Origin of the sequence: Agrobacterium sp. GD03872 (assembly GCF_029840625.1) — a bacterium.
In the GTDB taxonomy this organism is placed as follows: Bacteria; Pseudomonadota; Alphaproteobacteria; order Rhizobiales; family Rhizobiaceae; genus Agrobacterium; species Agrobacterium fabrum_A.
In genome coordinates this window covers 168,525-182,348 of sequence record NZ_JAOCCY010000007.1, presented here as the reverse complement: position 1 = coordinate 182,348, position 13,824 = coordinate 168,525, and the positions used below count along the sequence as shown (strand labels likewise).

13 protein-coding genes are annotated in these 13,824 nt (G+C 60.9%); 9 read left to right on the top strand and 4 right to left on the bottom strand.

From position 1 onward, the window contains the following. The 6 genes from N5D22_RS17540 to N5D22_RS17515 form a co-directional block, all read left to right on the top strand. Positions 1–967 (top strand): sugar ABC transporter permease (locus N5D22_RS17540; RefSeq protein WP_279703367.1); only part of this gene is annotated, 967 nt, incomplete at its 5' end. Further along, entirely contained in the window at positions 960–2,003 is a 1,044-nt protein-coding gene (locus N5D22_RS17535) for a carbohydrate ABC transporter permease (RefSeq protein ID WP_279657137.1), read from the top strand. The genes N5D22_RS17540 and N5D22_RS17535, both read left to right, overlap by 8 nt. 22 nt (positions 2,004–2,025) lie before the next feature. Next, entirely contained in the window at positions 2,026–3,105 is a 1,080-nt protein-coding gene (ugpC, locus tag N5D22_RS17530; RefSeq protein ID WP_279657136.1) for a sn-glycerol-3-phosphate ABC transporter ATP-binding protein UgpC, read from the top strand. A gap of 37 nt (positions 3,106–3,142) precedes the next feature. After that, on the top strand, positions 3,143–4,867 hold the full coding sequence (gene araD, locus N5D22_RS17525) for an L-arabinonate dehydratase (RefSeq protein ID WP_279657135.1): 1,725 nt from the start codon (positions 3,143–3,145) through the stop codon (positions 4,865–4,867). 11 nt (positions 4,868–4,878) lie between these two features. Continuing rightward, a complete protein-coding gene (locus tag N5D22_RS17520; protein WP_279657134.1) occupies positions 4,879–5,676 on the top strand; it encodes an NAD(P)-dependent oxidoreductase in 798 nt (265 codons plus the stop codon). Positions 5,677–5,710: 34 nt separating this feature from the next. After that, the gene (locus N5D22_RS17515; protein WP_279657133.1) at positions 5,711–6,421 is read left to right on the top strand and encodes a ribonuclease activity regulator RraA; all 711 of its coding nucleotides are present in this window, start codon (positions 5,711–5,713) and stop codon (positions 6,419–6,421) included. Between the two features lie 94 nt (positions 6,422–6,515). On the opposite strand, the gene phnE is transcribed toward N5D22_RS17515, so the two are convergent. From phnE to N5D22_RS17495, 4 genes are all read right to left on the bottom strand, one after another. After that, positions 6,516–7,328 carry a phosphonate ABC transporter, permease protein PhnE gene (phnE, locus tag N5D22_RS17510; RefSeq protein ID WP_279657132.1) on the bottom strand — a complete coding sequence of 271 codons (813 nt, stop codon included), beginning with the start codon at positions 7,326–7,328 and terminating at the stop codon, positions 6,516–6,518. A gap of 61 nt (positions 7,329–7,389) precedes the next feature. Beyond that, positions 7,390–8,382 carry a phosphonate ABC transporter substrate-binding protein gene (gene phnD / locus N5D22_RS17505; RefSeq protein WP_279657131.1) on the bottom strand — a complete coding sequence of 331 codons (993 nt, stop codon included), beginning with the start codon at positions 8,380–8,382 and terminating at the stop codon, positions 7,390–7,392. 26 nt (positions 8,383–8,408) lie between these two features. Beyond that, positions 8,409–9,251 carry a phosphonate ABC transporter ATP-binding protein gene (gene phnC, locus N5D22_RS17500; RefSeq protein WP_279657130.1) on the bottom strand — a complete coding sequence of 281 codons (843 nt, stop codon included), beginning with the start codon at positions 9,249–9,251 and terminating at the stop codon, positions 8,409–8,411. A gap of 323 nt (positions 9,252–9,574) precedes the next feature. Further along, a complete protein-coding gene (locus N5D22_RS17495) occupies positions 9,575–10,435 on the bottom strand; it encodes a LysR substrate-binding domain-containing protein (RefSeq protein ID WP_279657129.1) in 861 nt (286 codons plus the stop codon). Positions 10,436–10,571: 136 nt separating this feature from the next. On the opposite strand from N5D22_RS17495, the gene psrA reads away from it, so the two are divergent. From psrA to phnX, 3 genes are all read left to right on the top strand, one after another. Next, on the top strand, positions 10,572–11,678 hold the full coding sequence (gene psrA / locus N5D22_RS17490; RefSeq protein WP_279657128.1) for an iron-containing alcohol dehydrogenase PsrA: 1,107 nt from the start codon (positions 10,572–10,574) through the stop codon (positions 11,676–11,678). A 99-nt stretch (positions 11,679–11,777) separates the two neighbouring features. Next, the gene (locus N5D22_RS17485; protein WP_279657127.1) at positions 11,778–12,902 is read left to right on the top strand and encodes a TIGR03364 family FAD-dependent oxidoreductase; all 1,125 of its coding nucleotides are present in this window, start codon (positions 11,778–11,780) and stop codon (positions 12,900–12,902) included. A gap of 10 nt (positions 12,903–12,912) precedes the next feature. Beyond that, a complete protein-coding gene (phnX, locus tag N5D22_RS17480) occupies positions 12,913–13,722 on the top strand; it encodes a phosphonoacetaldehyde hydrolase (protein WP_279657126.1) in 810 nt (269 codons plus the stop codon). The last annotated feature ends 102 nt before the right edge of the window (positions 13,723–13,824 follow it).

Genomic DNA, 13,824 nt, shown 5'->3' with positions numbered 1-13,824 from the left:
GTATAAATTTCTTGCGCCCGTCATGGGCATTGTCGAACTGCCCTTTGCCTTCCTGCAGAAGGTTCTCGGCCACCGGCGGATCGCCTGGGTGTTCCTCACACCCAACCTGATCCTGTTCGCGGTCTTCGCCTTTCTGCCGATCGTGCTGAACATGGCCTATTCCGTGACCGGCAGCGAACATATATTGCTTTCGGAGCGCCCTTCGGTGGGCGGCGAAAATTTCTCGGTCCTTCTTTCCTGCCAGAATTACCTCGACCCCAATTCCTGTCAGCGCGACCTGTTCTGGCGCGCGGTCTGGAACACGGTTTTCTTCGTGGTGCTGCAGGTGGGTTTCATGGTCGGCTTTTCGCTGATCACGGCCATCGTGCTCAACCGCGATATCCGGGCGCGCGGTTTCTTCCGCGCTGTCTTCTTCTTCCCCGTGCTGCTGTCGCCCGTCGTTGTGGCCTTGATCTGGAAGTGGATTCTCCAGCGTTTCGGCGTTCTCAATGCGGCGATGGAGGGTCTGGGCCTCGGTTCGGTCGACTGGTTGCTCGAAGCCAACCTTGCCTTCGGCTGGTCGGTCTTCCTCTCAGTCTGGGCGCATATGGGCTTTTACACGCTCATTCTTCTAGCCGGTCTGCAGGCGATCCCGCGCGATGTCTATGAGGCGGCGCAACTCGACAAGGCAAGCCCCTGGCGCATCTTCCGGCGCATTACGCTGCCGCTGCTTGCTCCCACCATGCTCGTCGTTCTCGTCCTGTCGCTCATCAAGGGCGTGCAGACCTTCGATGAAGTCTTTGCCTTCACGGGCGGCGGCCCGGGTTCGGCGACTACCTTCATCATTCAGTTCATCTATCAGACCGGCTTTGCCGGGACGCCCCGCAATTTCGGCCTTGCGGCTGCCGCTTCACTGCTGCTCGCCGTGGTGCTGGTGGTGCTGACCGCCCTGCAATTCCGGGCAAACAGGAGCAAGGTCGATGGCTAGGATTGGCGCATTTCTGACCCGTACCCGCGGCCGCAACGGCAAGCTGCACTGGACCGACTGGCTGTCCTACGCCTATCTCGGCGTGGCGGTGCTGATGATGTTCGGTCCCGTCGTCTGGTTGGTGCTCTCCTCGTTCAAGACGGAGGCCGATCTCCAGCGCTTTCCGCCGCGCCTCCTGCCCTATACGCAGGAAACCGTGGTGGTGGATGGGCAGGCGGCGCCGCTGCCGGCCTATGTCGACAAGGATGGCCGCAAGTTCGGCATGATCAGACGCATCGGTCTCGTGGCCCAGGTGGTTGATCCCGCCAAGCCAGCCGAAGTCCTGAAGATGCCGTTCAACGAGCTGAAGCCGGCTGAAAAGGTGGCGCTGGCGACGGAAAACTACACCGAGCTTTTCCAGCGCTTCAATTTCCCGCTCTATTTCTGGAACTCGACCTTCATCACGGTGACCTCAACCATCATCATGCTGATCGTCAATTCCATGGCGGCCTTTGCGCTCTCGAAATACCAGTTCAAGGGTAGGGGCGTGGTGCTGGCGCTGGTCGTCGGCACGCTGATGATCCCGCAGACCGTCGTGCTGGTCCCACTGTTTCTCATCACCAGCCAGCTCGGCATGATCAACAGTCTCTGGGGCGTCATCATTCCCGGCGCCGCCACGCCCACAGGCGTCTTCCTGCTGCGGCAATACATGCTGACGATCCCGGATGAAATCCTCGATGCGGCGCGTATGGACAAGGCGAGCGAGTGGAAGATCTACTGGCGCATCATCCTGCCGCTTTCGGCCCCGGCGCTTGCCGTTCTTGCGATCCTTGCGATCATGTGGCGCTGGAACGATTTCCTCTGGCCGCTGATCGTGCTGACCCGCAACGACAACTTCACCCTGCAACTGGCGCTCAACTCCTTCCAGGGGGAGATGACGACGGAATGGAGCAACCTGCTGGCCATGACGGTGCTGACACTCGCCCCGATCGCGCTGGTCTTCATGTTCCTGCAAAAATACATCGCCACCGGCATTGCATCGACGGGCGGCAAATAATCCTCAGGGAGGAAACACGACAATGGCAAGTATTCAGCTTCGTCAGGTCAAAAAGACATATGGCGCCCTCGATGTGATCAAGGGTGTCGATCTCGATATCAAACACGGCGAGTTCTGTGTTTTCGTCGGCCCTTCCGGCTGCGGCAAGTCGACCCTGCTGCGCATGATCTCCGGTCTCGAAGAACTGAGCGGCGGCGATATCGTCATCGGCGGCGACGTGGTCAATACGGTGCCGGCCGCGGATCGCGGGCTTGCGATGGTGTTCCAGTCCTATGCGCTTTATCCGCATATGACGGTGCGCGAAAACCTGTCCTTCGGGCTTGAGAATATCGGTACCTCCAAAAAGGATATCGCCGAAAAGATCGCCCAGGTTTCGAAGATGCTGCAGATCGACCAGCTTCTTGAGCGTCGCCCCAAGGACCTGTCCGGCGGCCAGCGCCAGCGCGTCGCCATCGGCCGCGCCGTGGTGCGCGAGCCGCGCGTGTTCCTTTTCGACGAGCCGCTTTCCAATCTCGATGCGGAACTGCGCGTCGACATGCGCGGTGAGATTTCCAGCCTGCACCGGCGTCTCGGCAATACCATGATCTATGTGACACACGATCAGGTGGAAGCCATGACCATGGCCGACAAGATCGCCGTTCTGCGCGCCGGCAAGCTCGAGCAATTCGGCGTGCCGCTCGATCTATACAACCGCCCGGCCAATCTCTTCGTGGCTGGCTTCATCGGTTCGCCGAAGATGAACTTTTTTGCCGGCGAAGTAACGTCGGATGCAGCGCCGTCGCTCAAGATCGCCACCGGCGAATTGATCCCCCTGCCGCAGACCGGTTTTGCCTGCAAGCCCGGTCAGAAGGTGACGCTGGGCATCCGCCCGAACCATGTGCAGGCGGGTGGCGAAGGTGCACTGACTATGTCTGTGCGCACCGCCGAACAGCTGGGCGGTGAGTCCTATCTTTACGGTACTCTCGGGGATGGCACCCGGGTGACGCTGCATCTTTCCGGCCAGACCTCGACATCGGCGGACGAAGTCATTCGCCTGTCGGCGCCGCTGGAACACATTCATCTTTTCGATACGACGAGCGGGCTGACGCTCCGGCAGGACTGACAGCCTTTGGCGCAACCCGCAACGCAGGACCATTGACATGACCGATAAAAAACTCAGTTCCGACCGCTGGTTTGCTCCCGACGACCTGCGCAGCTTCGGCCACCGCTCACGCATGATGCAGCTTGGTTATGCGGAGGAGGATTTTGTCGGCAAACCCGTCATCGGTATCCTGAACACCTGGTCGGAGCTGAATACCTGTCACTCGCATTTTCCCGAGCGCGTGCAGGATGTGAAACGCGGCGTGCTGCAGGCTGGCGGCTTCCCCGTCGAAATGCCCTCGCTTTCGGTCGATGAGAGCTTCACCAAACCGACATCGATGCTTTACCGCAACATGCTGGCGATGGAGACGGAAGAAATGATCCGCTCGCATCCACTCGACGGTGTGGTGCTGATGGGCGGTTGCGACAAGACGACACCGGGCCTCGTCATGGGGGCGATCTCGGCCGGTGTGCCGATGATCTATCTGCCGGCAGGTCCGATGCTGCGCGGCAACTATGCCGGCAAGGTGCTGGGTTCGGGTTCGGACGCCTGGAAATATTGGGACGAGCGCCGCGCCGGTAACGTAACCGACGAGGAATGGCGAGGCGTGCAGGGCGGCATCGCCCGCTCCGCCGGTGTCTGCATGACCATGGGCACCGCCTCGACCATGACCGCCATCACCGACGCCCTTGGCCTCACTTTGCCGGGAGCTTCCTCCATTCCGGCGGTGGATGCCGAACACCAGCGCATGTCGGCAGGTTGCGGCCGGCGTATCGTGGAAATGGTGGCCGAGGAGCTGACGCCGGACCGTATCCTGACCGCGACCGCGTTTCGCAATGCCGCCATCGTCGCCATGGCGACCGGTTGCTCCACCAATGCCGTCGTGCATCTTATCGCCATGGCGCGCCGCGCCGGCGTGCCGATGACGCTGGATGAACTGGACGAACTTGGTCGGGTTACGCCGCTGATCGCCAATGTGCGTCCCTCCGGCAAAGACTATCTGATGGAGGACTTCTATTATGCCGGCGGCCTGCGGGCGCTGATGAAGCAGCTGGAAAGCCGTCTCGACTGTTCGGCGCTGACGGTGACCGGCCGCAGCATGGGCGAAAACCTTGAGGGTGCGAAGGTCTATAATGACGACGTCATCCGCTCGCTCGACAATCCGGTTTATGCGGAAGGTTCGCTCGCGGTGCTGCGCGGCAATCTTTGCCCTGACGGCGCCGTCATCAAGCCCGCCGCCTGCGATCCGAAATACCATATTCACGAAGGCCCGGCGCTGGTCTTCGACAGCTATCCTGACATGAAGAAGGCGATCGACGACGAGAACCTCGATGTCACGCCGGATCATGTTCTGGTGTTGCGCAATGCCGGTCCGCTCGGCGGTCCCGGTTTTCCGGAATGGGGAATGCTGCCCATCCCGAAGGCGCTGATCAAGAAGGGCCACCGTGACATGGTGCGCATTTCCGATGCCCGCATGTCCGGCACCTCTTATGGCGCCTGCGTCCTGCATGTCGCACCGGAAAGCTTCGTCGGCGGCCCGCTGGCGCTCCTGAAGACCGGCGATATCGTACGCCTCGACCTGCCGCAGCGCCGGCTCGACATGCTGGTCAGCGAAGAGGAAATCGCCCGCCGCCGCGCCGCCTGGCAGGCGCCCGCGCCGCGTTATGAGCGCGGTTATGGTTATCTCTTTTCCAAGCATGTCACCCAGGCCGATGAAGGTTGCGATTTCGACTTCCTGCAGACGGATTTCGGCCGTACCGCCGGCGAGCCCGATATTTTCTGAGAGGCGCTATCATGTTGAAGCGATTGCTCATCACCGGTGCCGGCGGCAAGCTGGGCAGCATGTTGCGCGGGCGGCTTGGCCATGTCGCCGAGACCATCCGGCTTTCGGATGTCGTCGATCTCGGCACGCCTGCATGTCACGAAGAGCTTGTTCATTGCGCGCTCGAGGATGAGCCGGCGGTCCACGATCTCGTGAGGGGCTGTGACGGCATCATCCATCTCGGCGGTATTTCGGTCGAGAAAGCTTTCGACCCTATCGAGGCCGCCAATCTGCGCGGGGTCTACAATCTCTATGAAGCGGCGCGGGCGAACGGCAGGCCGCGCATTGTTTTCGCCTCCAGCAACCACACGATCGGTTATTACCCGCAGGGCACGCAGCTCGCACCCGATACACCCTTTTTGCCTGACGGCCTTTACGGCGTCTCGAAGATTTTCGGGGAGGCGATGGCAAGCCTCTACCATTCCAAATTCGGCCAGGAGACGGCCATCGTCCGCATTGGCTCCTGCGAAGCAAAACCCACGAACTGGCGCATGCTGTCCACCTGGCTCAGCCATGACGATTTCGTTTCGCTGATAGAGGCCATATATCGCGTGCCGAAACTCGGCTGCCCGGTCATCTGGGGTGTTTCCGCCAATGACGACAGCTGGTGGGACAATTCCCATGTCGATTTTCTCGGCTGGCAGCGCCGCGACAATGCCGCGCGCTACCGCGCGGAAATCGAACGCGATGTGCCGCGCCCCGATCCGGAGGCTGCAATCGCTAAATATCAGGGCGGCGTTTTTATCGACGAGCCCATTCACAGGACTTGAAACGCATCCATCCGGCCATTGCGAGGAGACCGAAATGAACAATGAAACGCGCGAAAAACTGATGACGATTTCCGTCGCCACGCTGGCGACGGCGCTTTACAAGCGTGGCCTGCGAAGCCAGGTCATTCAGGGCGTGCACCCGCTGGGACACAAGGGCAAGAACATGGTGGGCCCGGCGTTCACGCTGCGCTACATGCCGGCCCGCGAAGACCGCAACCAGCTTGTGGAGTTCCGCAACCCCGCCCATCCGCAGCGTGTCGCCATCGAAACCTGCCCGCCGGGCCACGTGCTTGTCATGGACAGCCGCAAGGATGCGAGCGCGGCATCGGCGGGCGATATTCTCGTCACGCGCCTGATGGTTCGCGGCGGAGCGGGCATCGTCACCGATGGCGGTTTTCGTGATGCCGCCACCATCGCCGAACTGGATATTCCAGCCTATCACACCCGCCCTTCCAGTCCCACCAACCTGACCAAACACGAGGCTATTGAGATCAACGGTCCGATCGGCTGCGGCGACGCGCCGGTCTTCCCCGGCGACATCATCGTGGGCGATGCGGATTGCGTCATCGTCATCCCCGCCGGCATTGCCGATGAAGTGGCGGCCGAGGCGGTGGAAATGACGGCTTACGAAGACTTTGTGGTGGAACAGGTCAAGGCCGGCCAGACCATCATCGGGCTCTACCCCTGCACCAAGGAAGAACACCAGGTAGCCTTCGCCGAATGGCGCAAACAGCACGGGCGCTGACAGCCTCCGACCCATATGCTCCGGTGCCTGTTTCATGGCGGGCGCCGGGGCCGCCAGACCCTTGCGGCGTTCGCCCGGGAATGCCGTATCGCTGTTACAGCACCAGTTTGCGCAGCTGTTGGGATAGAAGATCCATCAGGCTCACGGTGAGCATGATGATGATCAGCATCGCGGAGGCCTGCGGATAATAAAAACCGCGGATGTTTTCGAACAGAACCTGGCCGATCCCGCCGGCGCCGATGATGCCGAGCACGGTGGCGGAGCGGATGTTGGATTCGAGGCGGTAAAGCGAAAGCGAAATCCACAGCGGCAGCACCTGCGGGATGACCCCGAACAGGACCTGCTGCACGCGCGACGCGCCGGTCGTGCGAATGGCCTCAACCGGTCGCGGATCGATTGCCTCGACGGCCTCCGAAAACAGTTTGGAGAGCGTGCCGGTCGTATGGATGAAGAGCGCCATCACGCCGGCAAACGGCCCAAGACCCACCGCCACCACAAAAAGCACCGCAAACACGACTTCGTGGATGGCGCGGAACATATCCATCAGGCGTCGGACGGGGTGCAGCACCCACCATGGCGCCATGTTGTGCGCTGAAACTATGCCGAGCGGGATGGAGAAAATGACCGCGAGGAACGTGCCCCAAAGTGCGATCTGCACGGTGACGACCATTTCTTCCAGATAATATCGCCAGTCGCTGAAATCGGGCTTCATGAAACCGCTGGCATATTCGGCCATGTTGCCGGCATCGGTGAAGAGATAGGTCCATCTGCCCATCTCGGCCGGCGCCCAGCTATAGGCCAGCGCCGCGACAACGGCCAGCAGGATGAGACCGTTTCGCGTCCCGCCCGGCTGCTTCGGCAAAGGTACGGTCACCGCAGTGTCTGTTGTCGTCATCGCTTTGGTCATGGAATTCGTCCCGCATTGGAGGAGGAGACAGGCCTGATGGCCTGCCTCATGGTCGGTCAGCTCAGTTGCCGAGCTTGGCGAGTTCGGCTTCGTATCTTGCCTTCTGCGCCGTCAGATACTTGATCCTTGTTTCCTTTGTTGCGGCATCGAGCTTTGCATCGCCCTGCGCCTGGGCAATCGCCTTGCTCAGCTCCATGACGCGGATCGGCAGCAGCTGGTTGTCGTTGGAGGCGCGGAACGGCGACCATTTCAGGCCGGCGAGGATCTTTTTCTCCTCTTCGATATTGCCCTTGGACTTATCGGTGCCGAAGGTCAGGAAAAAATCGCGGATTTTGGTCTTGGCCTCTTCCGACAGGTCCTTGCGCCAGACAATCGGGTCGGCCGGGATCAGGGGCGAGCGCCAGATTTCGCGGATGTTGGCGAAGGCCTTGGGGTTGTTCTGCTCGATGAGCGCCATGTTTTCGGTGTTGTTGGCCGCAGCATCGACCTGCCGGTTGGCCACAGCCATGGCGTTGGTTTCATGATTGGCATTGGTGACGTTCTTGAAGCACGTCTTCGGGTCGACATTGTTCTTCGAGAAGACAAAGGTCATCGGCACGAGATAACCGGAGGTCGAGTTGACGTCGCCGAGACCGAAGTTGAGCGACCGGTCACATTTCAGAAGCTGGTCGATCGTCTGGACCGGCGAATCTTTCGGCACGATGACGACGGACCAGTAGCCTGGCTCACCGGTCGAGGCGACGCTTTGCACGAAGACCTCGCCCTCGGCGCGGTCGACGGCTTCCATGGCCGACTTGTTGCCGTACCATGCCATCTGCACCTTGTTGAAGCGCATGCCTTCGATGATGCCGGCATAATCGGAAGCGAAGAAGGGTTTTACCTCAAGGCCGGTCTTTTCCTTCATCGCATCGAGGAAGGGCAGCCAGCTGCCCTTGAGGTTCTGCTGGGATTCGGTCGAGATAATACCGAAGTTGATGGTCTCTGCCGCATGCGCTGCAGACCCCAGAGTAAAGGCGAGCGACATCGCCGCCATGCTTTTCAGGATCGCGTTCATCGTAGTCTCCGTGTCGTCAAACGTGGTTAGGCGGGCAGGGGCTGGGCCTGCAGTCTCTGGAGCGCCGGCCTGATGGCCGGAGCGGCATGACCTGCCGGAGCATCCGGCAGGACCAGTTCTTCCGAGGCCGCGCCATAGAGTTCGGCCAGGAATTCGTTCGTCAGCGCGCTGGAAGGTCCGTCATAGACGATCTTGCCGTTGCGCATCGCAACGGTGCGCGGGCAATAACGGCGCGCATATTCCACCTGATGCAGCGACACGACGACGGTGATGCCGTCCCTGGCATTGATGTCGGAGAGAACGTCCATGACACGCCGTGCGGAGGAGGGGTCAAGCGCCGAAATCGGCTCGTCGGCAATCAGGATTTCCGCTTCCTGCACCAATGTACGGGCAATGGCGGCGCGCTGCTGCTGGCCGCCCGAGAGTGTCGAGGACCGCTGGGCGACGACCTGGGGAATGCCGACCCGCTCCAGAGCCGCCTGCGCCCTGTGTTTCTCATCGCGATTGAAGAGGCCAAGCGTGCCGCGCCAGCCCGGCGTGCGGCCGAGGTGACCAATCAGGACATTGGTCAGCACCGAAAGGCGGCCGACCAGATTGAATTGCTGGAAAATAACCGAAACGCGGCCGCGCTTCAGGCGTCGGTTGAGACGCCCGCTCTCCTGACAGAGATCGCCCAGCACATCAATGCGGCCACCGCCGGCATCGGCTATCTCGAGCCCGGCAATGTGACGGATGAGCGTGCTTTTGCCCGATCCAGACGCGCCGATAAGCGCAACCATCTCGCCGCATTCGACGGTCAGGCTCACCTTGTCCAATGCGCGTGTCTTGCCGAAAGTCTTCGAGACATTGGAGACCTTTATCGCTGTCATCGCCACCTGTTCCTTCCGCCAGAAGTCGGCATGGTTCTTCCGCTCGCAAAAGAACAGATCTCATGCGTCCAGCAGAATTATAATGTGAATCGTCCAATACAGGCCGTCTATCGATGTATAGATCCGGACTGGATACAATTACGCAGTGAATTGCCTTGGTCGAATAAGCGATTTATTACAGGTCACATGATGACAGTTTCGTGACAAAAAACAGTCTGCGACCTGTCGGCGCAATCCAAATTATCTGTCGGTACTATAGGCCAAATCTATGGGTCGTTCCGGAAGGATCCCGGTAAAGGCCGATCTCCTCCCGATTGCCGAGGCTAGAGCACGGTCTCGACAAATGCCTTGATGGATCGCACCATCTTGCGGTCTTCCAGGAAAGCCAGCCGGTATTCGGTCTTGATCATGCCGTCCGAGATGCGCAGCGTCTTCAGGCGCGGGTGCGGGACAAACTCGAAATCGGCGACGACGCCGATCCCCAGTCCGCGCTCCACGGCCTTCCACACACCTTCCCGGCTTCCGATTTCCATGAATGGCGTGAGAACGACGTTGGCGGCTTCGGCGGCCTGTTCGAGGGCATAACGGGTGGTCGATCCCTCCTCCCTGAGGATAAGGGGCTCGCCTGCCAGCTCGGCCAGCTCGATTTCGTCCCTCTGCCACCAGACATGGTCTTCGCTCACGAAGGCAACGATCTCCTGCGTGCTGAAACTGACCGTCTTGATGCGCGGGTCATCGATCGTGTGCGCGAGGACCGCAATATCCGCCTCAAGCTCCAGAATGCGCTTCAATGTGCGGTCGGAGTTGCCGAGAAGCATGTTGACCTTGAAGGAGGGATAGCGCTCGATGAAGCGGGCGATCATATCCGTGGCATGGAAGGGGCTGACAGCGGCAATCTTGAGCGCGCCGGTTTTCAGTTCGCCGAAATTGAGGAGCAGTTCTTCGGCCTCGTCATGAAGCTTGAACAGCCTCGCACTGATGGCAAGCAGCGAACGACCCGCCTCGGTCAGCTCGATCTGGCGTCCCTGGCGGAGAAAAAGCTCGATACCGTAACGCTCCTCCAGTTCGCGGACCTGGGTTGTCAAAGTCGGCTGGCTGACCCTGAGTGCCCGCGCCGCGGCGGAGAAGCCGCGATGGGTGGCAACCGCCTGAAAAGCTCTCAGATGGGTGAAGACGATGGCCATGCAAACTCCCTGTGTCCGTCTCGCCGATTGCAGCGCGGTCTCATCCATAGATACTATCAATGGATCGCAACAGAAATATGGATTGGATTTATTGTCCGGGCCGGGTCATTCAGTCGCCGCAACCAAGGAGCGGCCGATGCGTGTCTGGACCTATTCCAATCCTGTGAAGATCGTTTTCGGGGCCGGCGCCCTCGCCGAGGCCAGGAAGGCCGTTGGCAGCCGGGCCTATTGTCTTTTGACCTACAATGACCATCCGTTTTTCGATCAGCTTGTCGCCCGTGTCTCGCAAGAAATTGGCGAACCCGCCGTCATCGTGCGCGATGTCGAACCAAACCCCAGCTTTGATGGCCTGAAGGCCGCCTGCCGCTCCTTCGGTGCGACCTCAAGGACGCCTGAAGTCATTCTGGCGATTGGCGGCGGTTCGGTGATCGATACGGCCAAGGTTCTCTCGGCCGGCGGGGACGATTTCAGTCGAGTCCAGAATTTTCTCGAGGGGCGGACGGCAGCGGAGACATTGCTCGATCTTCCGATCATAGCCGTGCCGACGACGGCGGGAACGGGCAGCGAAGTCACCTGCTGGGCGACCGTCTGGGATACGGCCGCAAAGAAGAAATATTCGCTCGCCGATGCGCGATATTACCCGCAATACGCCATTCTGGACCCGGAACTGACGCTTGGCGTCCCGCGGGCGCTTGCGCTTTCCACCGGGCTCGACGCCCTGTCTCACGCCCTGGAAAGCATCTGGAACGTCAACGCCAATCCGGTATCCGCCAACCATGCGGTTGCTGCGGCGCTGGAAATTATCGGGGTGCTGCCGCTGCTGGTCGACAATCTCGGCGATATCGGCCTGCGTGAGCGCATGATGCGGGCGAGCCTGTCGGCGGGCCTTGCATTTTCGAACACCAAGACGGCTCTTGCACATTCCCTTTCCTATTATCTGACGCTGCATCACGGCACGGTTCACGGCATTGCCTGCTCGTTCAGCCTGCCGGCGATCATGCGAAGCGTAACCGGCCATGACGCCGATTGCGACGCCTCTCTGCGCCGCATTTTCGGCGACGATCTCGCTGCCGGCGCCGACATGCTGGAATCATTCCTGCACCGCCTCGGCGTCTCGACCACAGCGACGGATTACGGTGTAACGCGGGAAAACTGGCTGAAGGCCATCGATGATGCGCTGCTTGGCGAGCGCGGCCGCAACTTCATCGGCAGTCGCGATGCGGTTCTTGCCTCGGCCGCCTGAGACACGGGTTTCCGGCGCGCGGCGTCACTGAAGAGAAGTGCTGTCATGCTTTGCCTGTAGACAGGTCTGCACGGGCATGAATTGGAGAAAGTAGGGATCATGAGCGAACAGTTTGATCTTGCCGTGGTGGGCGCCGGCATTGTCGGCCTTTCGGTGGCGCTGGCTGCCGCCAGGAAAGGCAAGAAAGTCGTCGTCATCGAGCGCAACGCCAAGGCCATCGGCGCTTCGATCCGCAACTTCGGTTTCATCACCATTTCCGGCCAGAAAGAGGGTGACCACTGGGCCCGCGCCCGCCGCGCCCGCGATGTCTGGGCCGAGGTGGCGCAGGAAGCCGGTATTGAAGTGCTGCATCGTGGCCTTGTCATGCCGGCCTATCGCGAAGAGGCCGAAGCGGTGCTCGACGCCTTTCTGCAGACCGATATGGGGGCGGATTGCCGGCGAATTTCGGCGGCGGAGGCTCTGGAGCAGGTTCCGTCGATCCGGGCCGAGGGCATGCGCGGCGCGCTCTATAGCCCGCATGAGCTCCGGGTCGAATCGCGTGACGCCATCCCGAAGATTGCCGCCTGGCTCGAGGCCCGCCATGGCGTGACTTTCCGCTGGAGCACGGCGGTGACCGCGGTGGCGGGCACGCGGGTGACGACCAGCCGCGGTGTGATCGAGGCGGAGGCCTGCGTCGTCTGCCCGGGCGATGATTTCTCCACGCTCTTTCCCGATCGTATCGCACCTTACAAGCTTCGCGTCTGCACGCTGCAGATGCTGCGGGTCATGCCGGCCGGGCCGATCAAGTTCGATGCCGCCGTCATGTCGGATCTGAGCTTCGGGCGTTATGAGGGTTTTGCGGACCTGCCTGTGGCGAAAGCGCTCTGCGACCGGCTGGACGCGGAACTTGGCGACATGCGCCGCGAGGGTATCCACCTGATCGCGGTGCGTTCGGCAGATGGCTCGCTGGTCGTGGGCGACAGCCATGTCTACGGCAATGCGCAGGAGCCGTTTGCGCAGGATCGCATCGATGCGCTGATCATGGAAGCATTCGACCAGATATTCGATCTGCCGGGGCGCGAAATCATCGGCCGCTGGTGCGGCAGCTATGCTTCGTCAGGCGATCGGGTCGTCATGGTCGACGAACCCGCTGACAATATCCGCCTTGTCATGGTCACGGGCGGCACCGGCGCATCCACGGGTTTCGCACTGGGCGAGCAGGTCATCAATTCTCTTTACGCATAGGATGAGGCACATGGCACATCTCAAGGCAGTCGTGTTCGATTGGGCAGGCACGGTCATCGATTTCGGTTCATTCGCACCGATGGGCGTTTTCGTCGAGGCATTCTCCCGCTTCGGCATCGAGGTTTCGATCGCGGAGGCCCGCGAGCCGATGGGCAGGCCCAAATGGGATCACATCGAAGCAATGATGGCCCAGCCCCGCATCAAGGCCGCATGGCAGGAAAAGCATGGTCATGCGCCGCGACAGGAGGATATTCAGGCGGTTTACGATGTCTTCGTGCCGCTGAACGAGGAGGTCGTGGATCAATATGCCGATCTCGTGCCGGGTGCCGCGAACATGGCAAAGGGCCTGCGCGAGCGCGGCCTGAAGATCGGCTCGACGACCGGTTACACCCGCTCCATCATGGCCCGCGTTCTGCCCCTGGCAAAGGCGCAGGGTTATGAGGCCGACAATCTCGTCTGCGCCGGTGATCTGCCGCATGGACGCCCGACACCGATGAACATGTACAAATGTTTCCTCGATCTCGATGTCTGGCCGGCGAGCACCGTCGTGAAGGTCGATGATACGGGGGTTGGGATCGACGAGGGCCGCGAGGCGGGAACATGGACCGTCGGTGTGTCGCTCAGCGGCAATGAAGCCGGCGTGACGCCCCAGGAACTGGCCGCCATGAGCGTTTCCGAAAGGGAGGCGTTGCGCGAAAAGGCCTCGATCGTTCTGCGCAGGCACCGTCCGGACTACATCATCGACACGGTGGCCGATCTTCAGCCGGTTATCGACGATATCGAGCAACGCATGAAAAATGGGGAACGCCCCGGTCTCTGAGCCGGCCGCCGGCGCGCAACCGTCACCACAAACGCCATTCATGCCTTTGACACTGCGGAACAGCTCTTTATCCTCGCGCTCGCAAACTGAGCGTCTTTCGGG

Excerpts from the sequence above, each read along its gene's own strand:
- araD (WP_279657135.1), top strand. The coding sequence starts at position 3,143 with ATGACCGATAAAAAACTCAGTTCCGACCGCTGGTTTGCTCCCGACGAC.
- N5D22_RS17535 (WP_279657137.1), top strand. The coding sequence starts at position 960 with ATGGCTAGGATTGGCGCATTTCTGACCCGTACCCGCGGCCGCAACGGC.
- phnD (WP_279657131.1), bottom strand. The coding sequence starts at position 8,382 with ATGAACGCGATCCTGAAAAGCATGGCGGCGATGTCGCTCGCCTTTACT.
- phnE (WP_279657132.1), bottom strand. The coding sequence starts at position 7,328 with ATGACCAAAGCGATGACGACAACAGACACTGCGGTGACCGTACCTTTG.
- phnX (WP_279657126.1), top strand. The coding sequence starts at position 12,913 with ATGGCACATCTCAAGGCAGTCGTGTTCGATTGGGCAGGCACGGTCATC.
- psrA (WP_279657128.1), top strand. The coding sequence starts at position 10,572 with ATGCGTGTCTGGACCTATTCCAATCCTGTGAAGATCGTTTTCGGGGCC.
- ugpC (WP_279657136.1), top strand. The coding sequence starts at position 2,026 with ATGGCAAGTATTCAGCTTCGTCAGGTCAAAAAGACATATGGCGCCCTC.
- phnC (WP_279657130.1), bottom strand. The coding sequence starts at position 9,251 with ATGACAGCGATAAAGGTCTCCAATGTCTCGAAGACTTTCGGCAAGACA.
- N5D22_RS17485 (WP_279657127.1), top strand. The coding sequence starts at position 11,778 with ATGAGCGAACAGTTTGATCTTGCCGTGGTGGGCGCCGGCATTGTCGGC.
- N5D22_RS17520 (WP_279657134.1), top strand. The coding sequence starts at position 4,879 with ATGTTGAAGCGATTGCTCATCACCGGTGCCGGCGGCAAGCTGGGCAGC.
- N5D22_RS17495 (WP_279657129.1), bottom strand. The coding sequence starts at position 10,435 with ATGGCCATCGTCTTCACCCATCTGAGAGCTTTTCAGGCGGTTGCCACC.
- N5D22_RS17515 (WP_279657133.1), top strand. The coding sequence starts at position 5,711 with ATGAACAATGAAACGCGCGAAAAACTGATGACGATTTCCGTCGCCACG.